The sequence below is a fragment of the Pseudobacter ginsenosidimutans genome, assembly GCF_007970185.1.
Lineage (GTDB): Bacteria > Bacteroidota > Bacteroidia > Chitinophagales > Chitinophagaceae > Pseudobacter > Pseudobacter ginsenosidimutans.
The window spans coordinates 1,588,239-1,606,032 of sequence record NZ_CP042431.1 but is presented as its reverse complement, the minus strand read 5'-3'; the positions used below and the strand labels follow the sequence as shown (position 1 = coordinate 1,606,032).

20 protein-coding genes are annotated in these 17,794 nt (G+C 46.0%); 8 read left to right on the top strand and 12 right to left on the bottom strand.

The window, feature by feature from the left end; translation table 11 throughout:
- Position 1: 1 nt before the first annotated feature.
- Both FSB84_RS06625 and pnuC read right to left on the bottom strand, forming a co-directional pair.
- Complete coding sequence (locus FSB84_RS06625) at positions 2–541, bottom strand: AAA family ATPase (RefSeq protein WP_130542309.1); 540 nt, start codon at positions 539–541, stop codon at positions 2–4.
- A gap of 1 nt (position 542) precedes the next feature.
- Positions 543–1,163, bottom strand: a complete 621-nt coding sequence (gene pnuC, locus FSB84_RS06620) for a nicotinamide riboside transporter PnuC (RefSeq protein WP_130542310.1) — start codon at positions 1,161–1,163, stop codon at positions 543–545.
- A 106-nt stretch (positions 1,164–1,269) separates the two neighbouring features.
- Here pnuC and FSB84_RS06615 point away from each other — a divergent pair, with 106 nt between their 5' ends.
- Positions 1,270–2,073 (top strand): SDR family NAD(P)-dependent oxidoreductase, encoded by an 804-nt coding sequence (locus FSB84_RS06615; RefSeq protein ID WP_130542311.1) that lies wholly within the window; start codon positions 1,270–1,272, stop codon positions 2,071–2,073.
- A gap of 15 nt (positions 2,074–2,088) precedes the next feature.
- Here FSB84_RS06615 and FSB84_RS06610 read toward each other — a convergent pair whose 3' ends face one another.
- The 3 genes from FSB84_RS06610 to FSB84_RS06600 form a co-directional block, all read right to left on the bottom strand.
- Positions 2,089–2,616 (bottom strand): SRPBCC family protein, encoded by a 528-nt coding sequence (locus FSB84_RS06610; protein ID WP_130542312.1) that lies wholly within the window; start codon positions 2,614–2,616, stop codon positions 2,089–2,091.
- A gap of 123 nt (positions 2,617–2,739) precedes the next feature.
- Positions 2,740–3,339, bottom strand: coding sequence for a NifU family protein (locus tag FSB84_RS06605; RefSeq protein WP_130542313.1), 600 nt, complete (start codon positions 3,337–3,339; stop codon positions 2,740–2,742).
- A 90-nt stretch (positions 3,340–3,429) separates the two neighbouring features.
- Positions 3,430–3,831: a MerC domain-containing protein gene (locus tag FSB84_RS06600; RefSeq protein WP_130542314.1), complete on the bottom strand. Its 402-nt coding sequence runs from the start codon at positions 3,829–3,831 to the stop codon at positions 3,430–3,432.
- Between the two features lie 137 nt (positions 3,832–3,968).
- Here FSB84_RS06600 and FSB84_RS06595 point away from each other — a divergent pair, with 137 nt between their 5' ends.
- Together FSB84_RS06595 and FSB84_RS06590 are read left to right on the top strand one after the other, a co-directional pair.
- Entirely contained in the window at positions 3,969–4,625 is a 657-nt protein-coding gene (locus FSB84_RS06595) for an SCO family protein (RefSeq protein WP_130542315.1), read from the top strand.
- Between the two features lie 31 nt (positions 4,626–4,656).
- Entirely contained in the window at positions 4,657–5,091 is a 435-nt protein-coding gene (locus tag FSB84_RS06590; RefSeq protein ID WP_165434917.1) for a Fur family transcriptional regulator, read from the top strand.
- A 258-nt stretch (positions 5,092–5,349) separates the two neighbouring features.
- Here the strand turns inward: FSB84_RS06590 and FSB84_RS06585 are convergent, their stop codons facing one another.
- Both FSB84_RS06585 and FSB84_RS06580 read right to left on the bottom strand, forming a co-directional pair.
- Positions 5,350–7,071: a M3 family oligoendopeptidase gene (locus tag FSB84_RS06585; protein WP_130542316.1), complete on the bottom strand. Its 1,722-nt coding sequence runs from the start codon at positions 7,069–7,071 to the stop codon at positions 5,350–5,352.
- A gap of 80 nt (positions 7,072–7,151) precedes the next feature.
- Positions 7,152–7,835 carry a DUF5606 family protein gene (locus FSB84_RS06580; protein ID WP_130542317.1) on the bottom strand — a complete coding sequence of 228 codons (684 nt, stop codon included), beginning with the start codon at positions 7,833–7,835 and terminating at the stop codon, positions 7,152–7,154.
- Positions 7,836–7,975: 140 nt separating this feature from the next.
- Between FSB84_RS06580 and FSB84_RS06575 the strand changes: the two genes are divergently transcribed.
- Positions 7,976–8,386 (top strand): hypothetical protein, encoded by a 411-nt coding sequence (locus FSB84_RS06575; RefSeq protein WP_130542318.1) that lies wholly within the window; start codon positions 7,976–7,978, stop codon positions 8,384–8,386.
- A 133-nt stretch (positions 8,387–8,519) separates the two neighbouring features.
- Here the strand turns inward: FSB84_RS06575 and FSB84_RS06570 are convergent, their stop codons facing one another.
- Together FSB84_RS06570 and FSB84_RS06565 are read right to left on the bottom strand one after the other, a co-directional pair.
- Positions 8,520–9,275, bottom strand: coding sequence for a LytR/AlgR family response regulator transcription factor (locus tag FSB84_RS06570; RefSeq protein ID WP_130542319.1), 756 nt, complete (start codon positions 9,273–9,275; stop codon positions 8,520–8,522).
- Between the two features lies 1 nt (position 9,276).
- On the bottom strand, positions 9,277–10,320 hold the full coding sequence (locus FSB84_RS06565; protein WP_225979997.1) for a sensor histidine kinase: 1,044 nt from the start codon (positions 10,318–10,320) through the stop codon (positions 9,277–9,279).
- 128 nt (positions 10,321–10,448) lie between these two features.
- On the opposite strand from FSB84_RS06565, the gene FSB84_RS06560 reads away from it, so the two are divergent.
- Entirely contained in the window at positions 10,449–10,880 is a 432-nt protein-coding gene (locus FSB84_RS06560; protein WP_130542320.1) for a DUF1761 domain-containing protein, read from the top strand.
- 70 nt (positions 10,881–10,950) lie between these two features.
- Here the strand turns inward: FSB84_RS06560 and FSB84_RS06555 are convergent, their stop codons facing one another.
- Together FSB84_RS06555 and FSB84_RS06550 are read right to left on the bottom strand one after the other, a co-directional pair.
- Positions 10,951–11,613 (bottom strand): DUF1579 domain-containing protein, encoded by a 663-nt coding sequence (locus tag FSB84_RS06555; RefSeq protein WP_130542321.1) that lies wholly within the window; start codon positions 11,611–11,613, stop codon positions 10,951–10,953.
- A gap of 100 nt (positions 11,614–11,713) precedes the next feature.
- Positions 11,714–12,376 (bottom strand): DsbA family protein, encoded by a 663-nt coding sequence (locus tag FSB84_RS06550; protein WP_130542322.1) that lies wholly within the window; start codon positions 12,374–12,376, stop codon positions 11,714–11,716.
- A 542-nt stretch (positions 12,377–12,918) separates the two neighbouring features.
- On the opposite strand from FSB84_RS06550, the gene FSB84_RS06545 reads away from it, so the two are divergent.
- From FSB84_RS06545 to FSB84_RS06535, 3 genes are read left to right on the top strand one after another with little or no spacing between them, the layout of a single operon-like run.
- A complete protein-coding gene (locus FSB84_RS06545) occupies positions 12,919–14,571 on the top strand; it encodes a hypothetical protein (RefSeq protein ID WP_130542323.1) in 1,653 nt (550 codons plus the stop codon).
- 21 nt (positions 14,572–14,592) lie between these two features.
- Positions 14,593–15,825: a hypothetical protein gene (locus FSB84_RS06540; RefSeq protein WP_130542324.1), complete on the top strand. Its 1,233-nt coding sequence runs from the start codon at positions 14,593–14,595 to the stop codon at positions 15,823–15,825.
- On the top strand, positions 15,825–17,420 hold the full coding sequence (locus FSB84_RS06535) for a T9SS type A sorting domain-containing protein (protein ID WP_225980088.1): 1,596 nt from the start codon (positions 15,825–15,827) through the stop codon (positions 17,418–17,420). The genes FSB84_RS06540 and FSB84_RS06535 overlap by 1 nt, the downstream gene beginning before the upstream one ends.
- Before the next feature lie 89 nt (positions 17,421–17,509).
- Here the strand turns inward: FSB84_RS06535 and FSB84_RS06530 are convergent, their stop codons facing one another.
- Positions 17,510–17,701: a YtxH domain-containing protein gene (locus FSB84_RS06530; RefSeq protein ID WP_130542326.1), complete on the bottom strand. Its 192-nt coding sequence runs from the start codon at positions 17,699–17,701 to the stop codon at positions 17,510–17,512.
- Between the last annotated feature and the right edge of the window lie 93 nt (positions 17,702–17,794).

Below are 17,794 nucleotides of genomic sequence, written 5' to 3'. Positions count from 1 at the left end.
TTTAAGGAGTCAGTAATTTTTTTACTGCTTTTTGCGCACGTTGGAAACGCTCTTCGTAATCTCCGGAAATGTCTACGCAGGGCACAGGCTGGTTGATCATGATGTCCTTGTAAATATGGTAGAGTTGTTGGCGCAACAACAGGTCCGGGTACTCGCGCAATTCGTCTTTCACCCAGGGCAGATCAATATTGCAGAGGAGGTAGAGATCATACCGGCGGGTAACGATATTGTCCAGGATCCACTGATGGCATTTCTGGAAAACGAATTCGCACCAGACCTTCATCACATACAGGTCTGTATCGATGAAAAGCGGGCTGTTGGGAGCATAGTTTTGTGGAAATGCAGCGGCATGTTTGTCTTCCAGCGCCACCTGGCCTTTCGCAATGGTGAGCAGATCTTCATAGCGGTATTCCGTTCCATGCTCCAATAAATATTCACGCGCATATTCAGGAACCCATTCGGTTCCGAAATGATCCGCCAGTTGCTGGCAGAGTGTGCTTTTTCCTGTTGATTCAGGTCCTATGATCACTATCTTTTTCATGCTACCGCGCTGCTCTTTTTTTCCATTCGATCAATCCTCCGATGGCCAGTATCAGCAGTATGAAATAATATACGCTGGTGAACACCAGATTTTTTACAAAGTAAAGGGGAATTGAGGCAATATTGGTGGCAATCCACCAGTACCAGCTTTCCACTTTTTTCCTTGCCATGAGCCACATGCCGGTGTAAGCAGTAGCGGATGCAAAAGCATCAGCCCAGGGAATGGCTTCGGGGGCGAAGTTGCGCTTCAACCAGGTGAGCGCGGAAAAGATACCAATGTAAAAAACCGCAAAGAAGCTGAGTTGCTGCAGCCATTCTTTTCCGGAAGAAAAACGGACCTGTAATACGTGCTGTTGTTGCGCATCTTTCCGGGTCCAGAGTATCCAGCCGTACACGCTCATAATGCTGTAGTACAGGTTCACGCTTGCTTCGCCGATGAGGTGGTATTGAAGACTGAGATAAATATAGATGAGGGTGTTCACCAGCCCCGTAGGATATACCCAGATATTCTCGAACCTGGAGAACCAGACACTGGCAATCCCCGCCAGCACTGCAATATATTCCAGCAGGCTGGTATGCCGCATTCCCTCGATGAATTGTTGGATGATCTCTGAAATGCTCATACTTATTGGCTGATGCAAGATGCAAGATACAGCATGCCCGCACGTTTTTTGTGAAATGGCTTTTTGATGGAAAGGATTTCAGATATTAGCCTTTCAAATCGATGCCATGTCATTCTATGAAAATAAGGTAGTCTGGATCACCGGGGCCTCTTCAGGGATTGGAGAAGCGCTCACCAGGGAACTGGTGCAACGCGGTGCCCGTGTGATCATTTCTTCCCGCCGCGAAGAAGAGCTGAAGCGCGTTCAACAATCGAGCGGACAACCGGAAAAACTGCGGACACTCGTGCTGGACCTGGAAAAGGCTGAAACCCTGGAGTTAGCTGCCAGCAATGCTTTGGCGGCATTCGGACAGATAGATATTATGATCCACAATGGAGGCATCAGTCAGCGTTCCAAAGTGATCGATACTTTGCCGGAGGTACAACGCAAAGTAATGGAAGTGGACTATTTCAGTTATATCGAGCTCACCCGTTTGCTGCTTCCGCATTTCCAGCAAAGAAAAACCGGCCATTTTGTGGTGATCAGCAGCGTGATGGGTAAGATCGGCACCCCGATGCGTTCCGCCTATGCTGCAGCAAAACATGCACTACATGGGTTCTTCGATTGTTTGCGGGCTGAAGTATGGGGATTCAATTGCAAGGTTACTATCATAACTCCCGGGTATATACGAACTAACGTAAGCAGGAATGCTGTTACTGCCACGGGTGAAAAACTGAATAACCTGGGGAAGAATATCGGTAATGGTTACCCGCCGGACAAAACTGCCAGCCAAATACTAAGAGCAGTGGAGAAAGGGAAGTATGAAAAATATGTAGGAAAACCATTTTCGCAGGAGAGGATGGCGATCCTGTTGATGCGGTTCGTTCCTTCCATTGCCATCGGAATCTTCAAGAAAGCGATGCCGGAGTGATCATCTTGTCTGAACTTATTTTTCGCAAAGTTCTTTCAGGTTCAGCAATCCCTGTTCAAATTGTTTCTGTAAGGTCTTATTGAGAATTGGACCCATCAATCTTCCCATCGGGAAAGCCAGTTCTCCATTGTTCTGCCAGGTGATCTTGGTTTCTGAATTGCCCCATTCTTCAAACTGCCAGTTATCGTTGGCGCTGGATTTCCAGGGTTTAATGAACTGGAGATCGAAGTGAACATGTTTGGGATCGATAGCGCGTAGAGTTAGTGAGCCTTCGCCAATCTTTTTGCCCTTCCAGGAATAACGATGGCCTTTTGTTTTGGGCGTGCCGGTGATTTCCTGACTACTGTCCGGCTCCGATTTTTGCCAGGGATTCCATTTTGCGTAATAATGAAGATCGGCAACTTTGTCCATCACATCCGTAACAGGTTTGTTGACGATGATGTTCTTTTCGATATTGTACGAGGAGGGCAGAAATGCTGCCATCAGCAAGGCTGCTACTATCAGCAGGGCAAGTACCAGCAGGATAGAATAAACAACAACCATAAGCGGGCAGTTTAACTAATATACGGTAAAAGCCAGCAAAAGTCAAGCCACCGCCTGCAAAATCAACAACATAAAAAAAGCCGCTCTGCAAAGAACGGCTTACAATAATATCTGATCGAAAGATTATTCAGCTTCTGCTACTACCTCTTTCACTTCAGGGATCATTCTTTTCATCATGCCTTCGATTCCCGCTTTGAGGGTGATCATGGAAGAAGGACATCCACTGCAACTGCCCTGTAACATCAGGTTCACTACACCATCTTCATAGCTTTTGAACTGGATAGCGCCACCGTCCATTTCAACGGCAGGTTTCACATAGTTCTCCAGCAACTCCTTGATACGTTTTACCACATCGTCGTCGTCAGCGGCAACCAGGTTGCTGCTTTCAGGTTTGATGGCGGCTACTTCGTCCTCATTGATCACCGGCTTGCTATTGTCTTCCAGGTATTCTTTCAGGAACTGGCGGATAGTAGGGATCACATCGCTCCATTCTGTATCGGGCGTTTTAGTCAGCGTAACAAAATTGCTGGCGATAAAAACGGCCCTGATGAAAGGGAATCCAAACAATTCTACAGCAAGAGGAGAGGGTTTTGCGCTCTCTACATCAGGAAAATCAATGCTTTTACCCGGGTATAACAGCTTATTGGCCACGAATTTCATCGTTTCCGGGTTAGGAGTCATTTCGGTATAAATGCTGATGACAGGATTTCCTGTTTTAATCATAATTCACGGTGTTTATGCTGCAAAAATAACAAAGACCGGCCAGCAATTGTTTTTTAATTCTGGAAATAGGTTGGCGCGAAAGTAAAATGGCTAAACCGGTGTTGAATGATCGCAATCATCTGCATGCGCATGATTGTGCACCCGGCAGAAACGATAATTGAGTAAATGCGCCGCAATGATGAAGATAACGGCAAAAGGCAGGATCCAAAACTGGTAATTATGCCATACCTGTTTGGCAATCAATAAAATAATGCCTGCAGCAAATAGCGCCCAGGGCATCAGGCTATGATGATGCTTCTTGAAACCATGCCACAAAGAATAAGATCCGATGGCAAAGGCCAGGAAGATCATGAAATATTCGAAAGGCTCGTTTTCGATGATATTGATCCCGAATACGGGCAGACTTGTTAATAATAATGGTAAAATGGCGCAGTGAATTGCGCAAGCCAGCGATGTAGCCACTCCCCAGGCATCCCAGTTAATCCTGTTCATTGTGCAAAGATACAGGAGGGAAGGAACATTCTGCAACTTTGTTGCAAATAATTTGTCAAAACTGGAAAAATGATGGTTATGGGTTGATCCCGGCGTAAATTTGCAGGCAGTAATAACACCGCTAACCAATTGTAGAAATGAAGAAGAAGAAATTGTTTTTTTACCTGGGCTTTTTTGTATTGCTCACTGTTGGTTTTTATTTCGGGCTCACACAAGTGATACCCGGTTATGGAAAAGTGAAGCTCCCTGTACTTAGTTATGTGCGCCCCTTTCACTTCGAGAACCAGGATGGAAAACCAGTAGATGAAAGAGTGATCCAGGGCAAGGTTTATGTGGCGGAATTTTTCTTCACTACCTGTAAAAGCATCTGCCCGATCATGAACAGGAACCTGCTTCCCATCTATGAAGAATTCAAAAATGAACAAGGCTTCATGATCCTTTCTCATACCAGCGACCCCGAAACAGACAGTGCTGCAAGATTAAAAGCATATGCACAAGATTCTCTGAAGGTGAACACCGAAAGGTGGATGTTTGTTACAGGAAGAAAAGACAGCCTCTACAATGCAGCGCGCAACAGCTATCTGCTGGATGATCCGAAGAACAATATCGTGAGCATCGACCAGCAATTCCTGCACACGCAATTCTTTGCACTGGTAGACAAAGCAGGCCAGGTGCGCAAGATCTACGATGGGTTAAAGAAAGATGAGCTGGAACAAATGAAGAAAGATATTCGGGACCTGCTGGCAGAGCCTGTAAAACAGGAACGTTTCAAGAACAATTTGTTCGGCAGTTAAAGCATTGCCGGCTATCAATATTGGAGATAACATGAACACAAGTAAACAAATCGAAAGCCAGATAGGGCATATTCTCAAGCATAATCAGTTAAGCGTAACCGATAGTCGCAGGAGAATACTCGAACTTTTTCTACAGGCCAATGGCGCATTGGCGCACGGCGATATTGAAAAGAAAACCGGAGAGAAATTCGACAGGGTAACGGTGTACCGCACACTACAAGTGTTCATGGAAAAGGGTATTATTCACACTATTCCAACTCCTGATAATGCAGTGCTCTATGCGCTCTGCAAAGACGATTGTACAGAAGGCCATCATCACGATAATCATGTTCACTTCGTTTGCAACAGTTGTGGCAACACTATTTGCCTGGAGCATGTTGTGATCCCTGAAGTGAAGCTCCCCAAAGGATTTCAGCCTGCAGAATTTCAAATGATCGTTTCAGGAATTTGCAATGAATGTCATTGAAAGAATGAGAATTCTCAATCTAACGTTCTAGTATAGATTGAGAATCAATAGCTGTTTTAAACGCGTAGGTTTTAATCAAAAAATAAAGCCCCGATGTGGAAACAACGGGACTTTTGGTTAAGGCTCTGATTAGTAGCTATTTTATGATGTCAGATGAATTTCTTCATCCTATCAGTTGTAGATTTTGAATAACAAAGATAATTGTTAGCATGAATAAATTGTATACCACTAACTGGGTATTTTTTTTTCGTTCATCAATTAACGTAATTCTTGAAGCTCTTTCTTAACAAATTGCATAAGTTTTTGAATATGATCAGGCGAAAAATTGAATACCAGTCCAGCCGCCTGGTACAGCTCGGGAAGGGTTCTGGTGCCGCCTAAACTGAGCGCTTTCATATAGTTGTCTAAAGCGGCCTCCTTGTTTTCCCGGAACTGCATCCAAAGACCTATCGCTCCGAGCTGGGCAATACCATACTCAATATAGTACAATGGTACTTCAAAAAGATGCAACTGGCGCTGCCATCCATAAATCCTGTAATTTTCCAATCCAGAGAAATCAATTTCGTCTGAAGAGAATTCCTTCAGGATTTCCAGCCATTTTTCTGCCCTTTCCTCCAGCGTATGATTCGGGTTCTCATATACCCAGTGCTGGAATTTATCAATAGTGGCAATCCAGGGGAAAATAGTGATCACTCTTTCCAGTTGATGTTCTTTCGCTCTCAGCAGATCCTCCTTATTATCGAAGAAAACATCCCAGGCGTCCATCGAGAACAGCTCCATACTCATGCTGGCCACTTCCGCAATTTCCATCGGATATTCCTTGAATGCGCTCAATCTGAGCGGATGTGCCAGAAAAGAGTGAATAGCATGCCCACCTTCATGAACCATTGTTGTAACATCGTGCATCTGGCCGGCAGCATTCATAAAGATGAAAGGTGCGCCACTTTCAGCGAGTGGACAATTGTATCCGCCCGGTGCTTTTCCTTTTCTGCTTTCCAGGTCAAAATGCTTCAATTCTTCCATTTTTCGAAGACAATCGGCAAAAAATGGCCTCAATTTCTCAAAAACTGCCACCGATTTGTCCAGGAGTTCTTTACCTGATTTGAAGGGACTGAGAGGGGTGATACCTGCAGGTTCAGCTTCAGTATCCCAGGGACGAAGACTATCAAGACCCAGTTTCTCTTTCTTCTTCTTATTGATAGCATTGACAAGGGGTAGCACATGCAATTTCACGGCTTCATGAAACTGGAAACAGTCTTCCTTGGTATAATCGAAACGGCCTAATTCTTTGAATTTATAGTCGCGGTAGTTCGAAAAACCGGCATTTTTGGCCAATTTATCGCGTTTTTGAACCAAAGTGCTGAAAAGTTCATTGAGTGGATCTTTGTCTTCCAGCCTTCTTGTCTGAATGGCATGGTACACTTGTTCCCGGAGATTTCTGTCTGGATTTTCCAGGAATTTGGCAGCCTGCTGTAAAGTGTATTCCTGGCCATTTACAGAAACGGTCATTTTTCCTGAAATAACACCAAATTGTTGCTGTAAAACACCCAATTCTGATTGAATTGGGATGTTTTCTTCACGAAAAAGGTCGATACTCTTTTTCACACCGCGGAGGTAAGTGAAATATTCTTTCTGGTCAAGTTCTTTCGTGAAGGGATTATCAACGAGCTTGCGGTTGAGCAGATCTGCGTAAGGTTGGATCCTGGGTTGGATCTCGGTAACGAAGAAAACAAATGCTTCTTCAAGGGATTTGTTTTCAGTATCGCAGGTCATTTTGATCTGGCGCCAGCAGGCATCTTCACTGATCACGGCTTCCAGTTCGCTCATATCCTGCAGCCATTGTTCCATGTCTGAGGTGGAATTGATGGGCCTTTCAAGTAATTCTTTGAAATAAGGCTCCAGCACATTCCAGGTTGTTACTTCAAAATCAGCCGGCAGGTAGTGACGGGGTAATTTGTGTATATCGGCACTGTAATGCATAGGAATTAATTATTGTACTAAAACTACAAACTCCGGAAGAATATGTTTCCCGGAGTTTGCGTGCTTTTGAGCTATTAACATTATTTTTTTGTCTTTTTCTCTGCTTTTTCTTCTTTTTCAGCAGCAGGAGCAGCTTTTTTCTTCGGAGCAGCTTTTGGTTTTTCTTCTCCTTCAGCTTCTTCTTTCTTAGCTTTTGGAGCGGCTTTTTTCTTTGGCTTCTCTTCTTCACCCTCTTCAGCAGCAGCGGCCTTCTTCTTGGCGGCTTTAGGTTTTTCCTCTGCTTCATCGGCTGGCGCTTCTTCTTTCTTCGCAGCTTTTTTTGCTGGTTTTTCAGCAACTACTTCTTCTGCGGTAGCTTCTTCAGCCACTTCTTCTTCAAATTCCCTGAGTTTGATTTCAACATCAGCGGCTTTGAGAATGGAGAACCATTTCACGATCTTTTTCATATCGCTGGCGTATACGCGCTCGAAATCGAGATCGGGGAATACTTTCTCAAAATATTTTTTAAGTACGCCATTGTCTTTTCCGTCAGGCAGTTTATCGCTGCTGGCGCCCATGGCAGTGAATACATCTACCAGGTTCACATTGTCGCGCACGGTGTAAATTTCGATGCTTTCCAGATGGGAAAAATTGTGGATCCGGCTGGAAACAAACTTGGTGGATTTGTCTTCCAGTGACCGTACGATGGCCCCGTCATTTTTGCTGCTTACTAATTCAAACAATCCGGGTAACCCTGTTACCGATACGATTTTTCCATATTCCATATTCAATCCATGTTTTTTAAAAGGATATGCAAGATAATCCGATTTGACGATGCGGCAAAAATTATACCCGGCGCAGGTTTACCCCCTGTGCCGGCATCCAATTAAACGGTTATTATCTATTCAAACAAATTATTTTCCCGATGAAAAGAATCTTCCTGCTGCTGGCAGTGGTTATGCTGACCGGCACGATAGCCGTAAAAGCCCAGGGCGGAGGCATGCAACGCCGTTCCGTTGAAGAAAATGTAAAAATGGTGATGGAAAAACTGGCCGACCTGAAACTGGATAAAGACCAGACGGTAAAGACCGACACCGCTTTCGCACATTATTTCAAAGACCGCGACAAGATGTTTGAAGAGATGAGAAGTAATAACGGCGACCGCTCCCAGATGCGCGAAAAAATGACCAGCCTCGCCAATGATCGCGATGAGAAGCTCAAGAAGATCTTCACTGAAGCACAGTACAAGAAATGGAAAGATGAGATCGAGCCTTCCATGAGACCTCAGCGTGGTGGCGGACCTGGTGGCCCGGGCGGCGGCAGACAGCGTCCTTAAAAAAACAATTCCCTGCGGTACGGCCTGGTAAGGTTGTGCCGTGGGGACCAGCCCTTTGCTTTTGATCCGTACTCCTATATAGTATTATGCAGCTGCCGGAAAACATATTTGAATTTCCGGTTATTCATCTCCGTTATTGCCCCATCCAGGCTTTGAATGCACTCACATTTTCCTGGCTGATGATCACTTCTTCATGCAGTGGCGGTTCTACTTCCAGTAACAATTTACTTTTCGGATAGGATTTGATCTTCTTGATAGCGCTCATATTGAGCAGGTATTTCCTGTTCACACGATAGAACATGGCCGGATCCAGTTGATTCTCGATATCACTGAGGGATTGATCAAGGATGAATTTTTGCGCCTTGTTGTCTACCATGCACACCAGTTTATGGGCTGCGTAAAAGTAGGCAATGTCTTCAGTGCGGATACTTTGGTAATCAGTACCACGCTTGACAAGAAACCTTTTTTTGAAGCTGCCCGCCGGATTGGTATTGGGCCAGTTCACCAGGTTTTGGTAATTGGCCGAGAAATACTGCTTCACTTTATCATATTTTTTTAGCGCCGCTTCAAGTTTTTCCATTTTCACAGGCTTCAGCAGGTAGTCGATACTGTTATGTTCGAAAGCTTCCTGCCAGTATTCATCATAAGCTGTCACAAAAATGACCGGGCAATTGATGCTTACTTTTTCAAAAACGCGGAAGCTGAGGCCGTCTGTGAGTTCGATATCCATGAAGATGAGTTCCGGCACGGGATTCTGGTGCAACCAACTGACAGTATCTTTCACGCTGGGCAGCACGGCCGCCACCTGTATGTTGGGGTCGATGGAGGCCAGTGATTTCATCAGCTTTTCTGCTGCTGGTTTTTCGTCTTCAACAATGATAACTGTCATATCAGGTGATTTTGAGGACCGGCAACCGCACTACAAAATGTTCTTCTTCCTCTGTAATGATAATGTCTCGGTTGGTGGTCAGTTTATACCTTTCCTGCAGATTGGCCAATCCAATTTTTGATGAGGGTTTCCGCAGTACTTTCTTCCGGATGGGGTTCTTAACGATGAGCCATCCATGTTGCAACTGTACTTCTACCATCAGGGGCTGGGAAACTGAAAATTCATTGTGCTTGATGGCGTTCTCAGCCAGAACCTGCAAAGAGATCGGGGGGATCAAAAACTGGTCGTACCAACTTTCTGCAATAACGATCTTCAGTTGCACGGCATCTTCGAACCGGATTTGCAGGAGGTAAAAATAATCATTCAGAAAATTCAATTCTTCGCGCAGCAATACTAATTCTCTTTTTTTACTCTGCAGGATGTACCGGTATACATCTGCCAGGTTATCATTGAACTGCCGGGCCTTTTGCGGCTTTTCTTCAATGAGGTGGGAGAGTGTATTGAGCGAATTGAAAATAAAATGAGGATCGATCTGGTTGCGGAGTGCTTCGAGTTCGGCTTCTGCCTTGGCCTGTTCCAACTGTGCATTTTTCACCATTTCACTTTCGGATTCCTTCACCAGGAATACGGTTTCATACACGTGTACGATGAACAATACAGAGATCATGATGATCAGCGTGCTTTCGGTTACTACATCCCATTTCACTTTTCCATCCTGGAACAACTGGAACCAGGTGATGAGCAGCAGCACGCTTACAGGGATGGTGAAGAAAGATGCGGCCAGTACCAGCACTATCACCTTGCGCATCGGTTGATTGAACCAGTTGAAATAACTGCGCAATGTAAACAGAAGATATCGGTTGCCTTCCCATATCAGTAATGATAAACCGATAGTGTAGAGATAGCTCAATTTGATCTTCCAGTGTGGAAATGATGCATGGTCCACCAGGTGGGTCAATAATGGAATGAGAATGCCAAAGAAGGGAACCAATACCAGTCTGAAACCAATATCGTTCACTCTCATGGAGCCTGCTGATTTCGTCACCGTGCTGTTTGTTTTCGTCGCCTCTTTTTCCACCCCGGTTCTATTTGAATTGTTATGCAAAAATTAGTGAAATAGATTCGAAGTTGTAAAGACCGTGCAGGAATAATTTACCTACAAAATTTTGAAAGATGGAAGTGCATTCTGTGAATTGGCTGGCGGTACTAGTTGCCGGAATTTCTGCGCTGGTGATCGGAGGTATCTGGTACTCTCCGGCATTGTTTGGTCGGGCATGGATGAAAGAAAATGACATGACGATGGAGGAAGTCCGCAAAAGCAACAAGGGCAAGATCTTTGGATGGAGCCTGCTGCTTTCGCTGGTAGTGGCTTCCAACCTGGGGATGTTGCTGGCCAATCCGATCACAAAACTGGAAGGCGATCTGCAGGCTACGGGATTGATCGAGGGAGCTATCGCTGGATTTTTTACAGGCATCGGCGTGTTTGCATTTGTAGCAGTAATCGGTTTGTTTGAGCACAAAACATTCAGGCATATCCTGATCAATGGCGGCTATTGTGTGTTGGCAGCATTACTGATGGGCGCCATTATCGGGGCCTGGAGATAATATTAAGTCCTGGTTGAAAAACAAAGGCAGGCTGTAATGGCCTGCCTTTTCTCTTTATACTTTTTCAAGGCTATCTCTTCACGGATTTGATCTCGAACATTTTCATTTCCTGTCCACCAGCCGGAGTGTTGTACATTTCCATCGTGTTGTGCTTGTCGTCTATGAACCTGATCACCTGACGCATCGTACAATCCTTACCGGTAGTTGGATCGGGCATGGTGCCGGAGAGGGTGATGGATTTGGTGGCAGGATCATAAGAGCCTTCCATGTACATCACGCCGGTGCCGCCATTGTCGATCCAGCTGTTCACGAATTTCTTTTTCAGGTTATCATATCCCAGGATGCTAATGCCTTCGAAGGGACCGCCCATCATAGTACCGGTGTAGGTGGATTGCTGGTACCTGCCTCCGAGGATCATTTTATTCACAGAAACGGATTTGCTGACAGAGGGTGGTTTGCCCGGCTCCATCCACATGGTCATTTCATTATCCCATGTTCCATTTTGTGAAGCCAGCATTTTATGCATATCACCCGGCGTTTTCATTTCCATCCACATCTTCATCATGGCGGCGCTGTCCATGGGAGGTGGTGGAGGAGCTGCATCAGTAGCAGGTGCCGCGGTGGTAGCGGTTGTATCTGATTTGGTGGCGTCTGTTTTGTTCTCGTTGGCGTTGTTACAGGCTACGATAGCAAACAGGGAGAGGGTGCATAAGGCCGAAGCTATCTTTTTCATATTGCAAATAATTTTCAAGTAATTTAACGAAAATAGCTTCCCGACCCAATAGCAGCGGGGATTTTAATGGGATGAACAGGGTAATGAGGGGGATAAAAGATCAGCGATGTCCGTTCACCTGGTCTACCTCCTTCAAAACGTTCTCAATTCTGAGTTGCATGGTATCGTAATCCGAGTAGCCGCGGGAAAGGAGGTAGAATTTTGTTTCAGCCACCTGTATCAGTGCCGCGGGAAACCCCGTCACCTGCAATTGCTTGCAAAGCTGGAATTCATAATAAGCTTTCTGCTTGTAGTCTTCGCTGTGCAGTTTGGAATAGAATTCCTCAGCAGGGATCTGGTATTTTTCCAGCAGGTGACGATAAGCCTCATCATCAGTAAGGTCGCGGCCTTCAAAATTGAGGCCGTATTGCAGGTCAGAGGCGAACGCTACCTGGTCTTCCGGAAAATATTCCTTGAAGATGCACATGGCGATGGCGGACTTTTCGGAATTGGGGAACCAGTCGCTATCATCGGGATTGAAGATATGCCAGAGGAAATCCTGGCCGAATTTGATACCGGTCCTTTCTTCCACCACCTTGTAGGCTTCTGCAATATAGCCGGCTGTTACGCCGATATGCTTTGGCTGTTCCGGAAGGATCATACCGCCGGAAAGCACTTCAAAATGGATCTTGTCTTTATAAGTTGCTGCCAGTTTGCTCATTACAGGGCTGAACCCGTAACACCAGCCGCAGTAAGCGTCGTAACAGTAGTAAATAGTAAACATCCCACAAAAATACAACCGCTCCGGGACTTAATAAACCGGTCTGTTGAAACGAACCGGCGCGGGAGGAATTTTTTTAGGCTTTGGTTGGTTGGATGGGGCAGTGGTGCTGAGCCGGACTTTTTCGCTTACGTTTCAAAGGACCAGGTTTCTTAATCCCATCGCTAATGGGTCCGCCTCTGTGCAACATCCGGGTTGAGAAGATAATAGAATGATGAAATACTTTCTGTGTGATTATTGGAGAGTAGTAACTAGGATGTATAACCGAATTTGGTGAATGTTGAGATAAGAGGCTAATTCGATTTGTTGGACGTCGGCTTAAATCCTGTTGAATGTTTGAGGAATTACAATGAAAAATCAACGGCGATGCGTAGATGATATTCCTCATTTTGAACTGGTTCGGGTATTTGTTATGGAAAGTTCTTGACATATTTAAACACTTCTGAAAAACTCAATTATACAGCAGTCAAATTTTTCATAAGAGATTCTTTTTTTCGTAACGTTACTGTGTTAATCTATTTCCATATCCAGAAATGCAATCGACTATGAAGCCAAAATTTACCCTCTGGCAACGGGCGCTCCTGCTGCTGGCGCTCGCAGGCTGTTCAACCCTTGTGCAAGCGCAGTTAAAGATCGGAGACAACCCTACATCCATTCAAAAATCCAGTATCCTCGAGCTTGAAAGCACCCGCCAGGGCTTGCTGCTGCCGCGGCTTTCGGATACGGCAGCCATCAATTTGCTTAGTCCTCCAAATGGTATGATCATCTATCTGAATACTGACCAAAGCCTTCGTTTGCGCAGTAACGGTAGCTGGGTAAAGATCGCAGATCTCAGCACGGCTACTTCCAACTGGTCGCTTACCGGTAATACAGGAACCAATCCTGCTACCAACTTTATCGGGACTATCGACGGGCAACCGTTGGTGATCAGGACCAGCAATGCAGAACGGTTACGTATAGACGCTGCCGGCAATGTGGGTATCGGACAAGCGAATCCCACCGCCAAACTGAATGTAGACGGAACGGTGAAACTGGAAAACCTGCCAACCAGCACTACAGACCTGGACGTACTGGTGATCGCTGCTGACGGATCGGTTTCGAAGCGCACCATCGCCAGCACTACTTTTGAAAATGCGATCCGCGCCATCAATGGCATCCAGCGACAGGAGCTTTCGATCACTGCTGCTCCCAGTCTTGCCACAGACACAGTGCAGATCGAGAACCGACAGGCGGATAGTACCATCGCACTTTACCTGCCGGTACAAAATGGGTCATCCGGCGTTACAAAGCCATATGGCTTCCTCACTTTCCCCGACTGGCAAAAGATCCAGAGCGCTATTCAAACCATTACTATTGGCGCAGTGGCAACGGTGCCTAACGTGAACGGAGCAACGCTGGACAGCACTGGGGCCGGCACGAGGGTGTTAGTATTGCATCCAGCCGATGCAACCAACCCCGGTATCGTTACAGCAGGTGCGCAAACATTCGGCGGCGATAAAACCTTCAACAATGGTGTAACCGTCAATGGAACTACCACGCTGAACAATCTTACCACCAATGCCAGCTCGGATACTGTGCTGGTCAGCAACAATGGTGTAATCCAGAAAAGAGTGGTGAGTGCGTCCGCTTTCGGAAATGCTATACGAAGTATCAATGGCAACCGGGATTCTGCGCAAAAGATTGCGTTCAGGGACCTTGGAGCGGATCTTACTGTTTCTACGAACGGAACAGACAGCGTTTACCTGAACGTGCCAAGCGCCAGCGCCAGCGCTAGAGGCGTGCTAACCACTGGGACGCAGACCATCGCAGGCACCAAAACATTCCAGGACACTGCAAAAGCTGCAACAGCGCTGATTGTGGGCAGCAGCGGCAATGCCAACTCCACCACACAACTTACAGGATCTTTATCATTGGGTATTCGAACAGTAAATGCCAGTGGCACACTCACCGGAACCGATAATACAGTCTTGGCCAATACCACTACCGGCGCAATCACTCTTACCCTGCCAGCTCCAACCGGGCTAACAGGCCGGGTATACACGATCAAAAAGGTCGGATCAGGAGGTATCGATAATGCGCTCACCATTACACCTACTTCTGCAACCATCGATGGCGGATCGAATTATGTCATTTACAATGACTGGACCTTTGTTACACTCCAGACAGATGGAACCAACTGGTTTATCATCAAAAAGTAATTGACCGGCAAAGTCTATCTTATGCTACAGAAGAGGTTTGTAATGACAGGGGCTTTCCTGTTGTGCTGGTGTTGTACGCTGCTGGCCCAGCAGTTGAAACTGGGAAGCAATCCATCTGCACTGATGAAGTCGGCCCTGCTGGAATTGAGCTCTGCTAACCAGGGATTGCTTTTTCCACGGCTCAACGATACAATATCCATCAACAGTTCAAATCCACCCGATGGAATGGTGATCTATTTCATTCCAACCAGACAACTGATGTTAAGGGCAAATGGCGTTTGGGTGCCAATGGTATCCGGCACCGTTACTGCCACCAATGCCTGGAACATCAATGGCAATACCAATGGAGCCTTGCGGATACTGGGCACCCTGGATAATTTCGATCTTCCTATCTATACCAATAATGCCGAGCGCATGCGTATTTCAAGTGCCGGTAATGTGGCCATCGGAGCCACCAGCTTCGACGGAACCAATCCCGAAAAGTTGCTGGTGAATGCGGGATCTACAAGTTCCGTGAATGCTATCTATGCAAAAGGAAGCGTCAACAATTATTTTCAGATCAATATCCAGAACCTGGGCAATGGGGCAAAGTCCAGCTCAGACCTGGTGGCAACTGCCAATAACGGTACCGAGACAACGAATTTTGTTGACCTGGGGATCAACGGATCCGGCTGGCAACAAAGCTCGCAAAGCCCTATCAGTACAGGTTTGGCGAATGATTGTTATTTGTTGGGCGCGGGACAGGACCTGTACATTGCCAATAATAATGCCACCAAAAGCACGATATTCCTGACGGGAGGAACGCTTGCCGCCAATGAAGCAATGCGGATTACTGCTGCTGGTAATCTTGCCATCGGTACTACCACCACCAATGCGAAAGCAGATGTGAATGGCACATACAAGCTGGGTGCAAAAGGCAATATCAATAAGAACCAGATCAGTTTCGCCAGCACAATTCCTGCCACTACTTCGATCGGTGGAGCGACCCTTGTAATTCTTGGCCTGGTGTATACTCCGGCCGCCCTGGACCTTACCTTCAATATTCCTGCAGCCAATGCTCCAACTTCCACCCAGGCAACAGTTGCAGTGAGCTTTGGAGCAGATCTTCCTGCAAGTGTTTCTGTAGCATTTGCCAGAGTTCAATTGAATACAGGAGTTTACCAGGTGAAGATGCGATTATTGAATAGCGGAACTACAACGGCCGGAACATTTGCAACAGCTGTACCTGTCTATTTTACCATCACAGAATTTTGATGAAGATCCTCATCAGTCATATCATTTACATCCTCCTGATCTGTTGCTTCACTGAAACGAAGGCGCAGAGTGGGTTTTACGTGCCACAGTCTGCCCGGATCTTTTTTGTTGGCGATACTGCTACCATCTTTTCCAATGTACTCAATGCCGGTAAGCTTGGACTGGGTAAGAATGCCGTTGTCAATTTCAAAGGAAAACACTGGGAGAACGAATCCGGTGCTTTCATTACGGATGAAAGCAATGGAGGAGATGGCGTGAACGGAACAGGCGGTCTGCTGCGATTCAACAGCGATATGGAATCGCAATCCCTCTTTGGGGCTTACAATGCTGCAAGCAGGTTGGGGCCTGCGTTTGCAAAGATCGAGCTGGCCAATAGGTTTGGATTGCAATTGACTGGCAGCAGCACCAAAGTGCTGAGTGAAATGAAGTTCACCAGTGGACTCCTCTTTCTCGGAAATAATATTTTTTCAGTAGGCAATAACAATCCGGGTATCATCGAAGGATATGATTCGGCGCGATATTTTGTTACCGGCAATCAGCCTGGCAATGGTTTACTGATCCGCGAAAATATTTCAATAACCGACGGAATAATTGTTTTCCCGCTCGGTACTAAACCACATGCCTATACGCCGGGCGCCATTCATAGCACTGTTACAACAGGCGATGATTACTATATGGGTGTTTTCGATAGTGTGAAGGCCCTGGTAACTTCGGGCGAAAACCTGCAGGATTCATCGGTGAACAAAACCTGGGAGCTGGGAAAGATCAACCGGCCGGATGAGGATGAAGTGTATGTATACCTTCAGCACCTGGTGGGGGATGAAGGCAGTATTTTCGCCGCCAGGCGAAGCTCTGCCTATATTTCGCATTACAATGGATCAGGCTGGGACAGCACTACACAGCAAGCCGCACCCGCTACCGGCTTCCTCACTAGGGGAGCGCCCCTTTCGAATGCTGGAGTGAACAACCGGCAGATCAACGGCCTGATCGGGCGCTCATCTTTCTACACCAAATTTACAGGAGTAAACAGACCGCTGCCGGTAGAAACCAGGGCCTTCCTGAACGCTTATCGTACAGACTGGCGATGGGTAAAGGTCTACTGGACCACCAAACCTGAAATAGACCAGGACTATTTTGTAGTGCAGCGCAGACTGAGCACTGAAGCTGAGTTCCATAATATCGACACAGTCAAGTCCCAAGCTCCTAACGGTAATAGTATCAATCATCTTAACTATACCATCATGGATGAAAATACGCATACTGGTATCAGTTATTACCGATTACAGCTGGTGAATCTTCGTAACGAGCAGGCTTATTCGAATATGGTGGCGGTGAAGGGAAAGCCCGGAGGTTATCAACTCATGATCTGGCCAAACCCAACCACAGGCCGCTTTGTAGTTGGCATCAGTGGTGCAGCAGTTGTGAAGAATATTATAGTATGGGATATCATGGGAAGGAGAGTGAGAGAAGAGAAAGTAGGGGAAAGAAGCATTATCGAAATGCAATTGTTCATCCCGGGTACCTACATGATCTCCTTTGTTGGTGCAAGTGGAGAGATTCTGGAAACTAAGAAACTGCTGGTGCAGCCTTATTGATTCAAAAGAATGAAATAAAAAACAGACAACCGTACGGGATTGCCTGTTTCAAAATAGGATGAGAATATATATCGAGCGTGATTAGTTAATTAACTCACTTCTATTTCACCAGTGAGGTGATTTTTGCGAATACTTTTTTTCACTTTTCCTGCCAGATCATTGGCACCATCCCTGATTTTCTTCCTTGTTTCTTTTCCTTTGTCAGGAGCAAATAACAGTCCACATACGGCGCCTACAGCGGCTGCAGCCATCATTCCGATAACAACGTGTTTTGTTTTCATAACCTAATATTTTATCAGTGAAAAAATAGTTGTCTGCATTAAGTTAGCCAATTATTATGCCAAACCAAAACATGCAGTAATTAAAAAGCCATG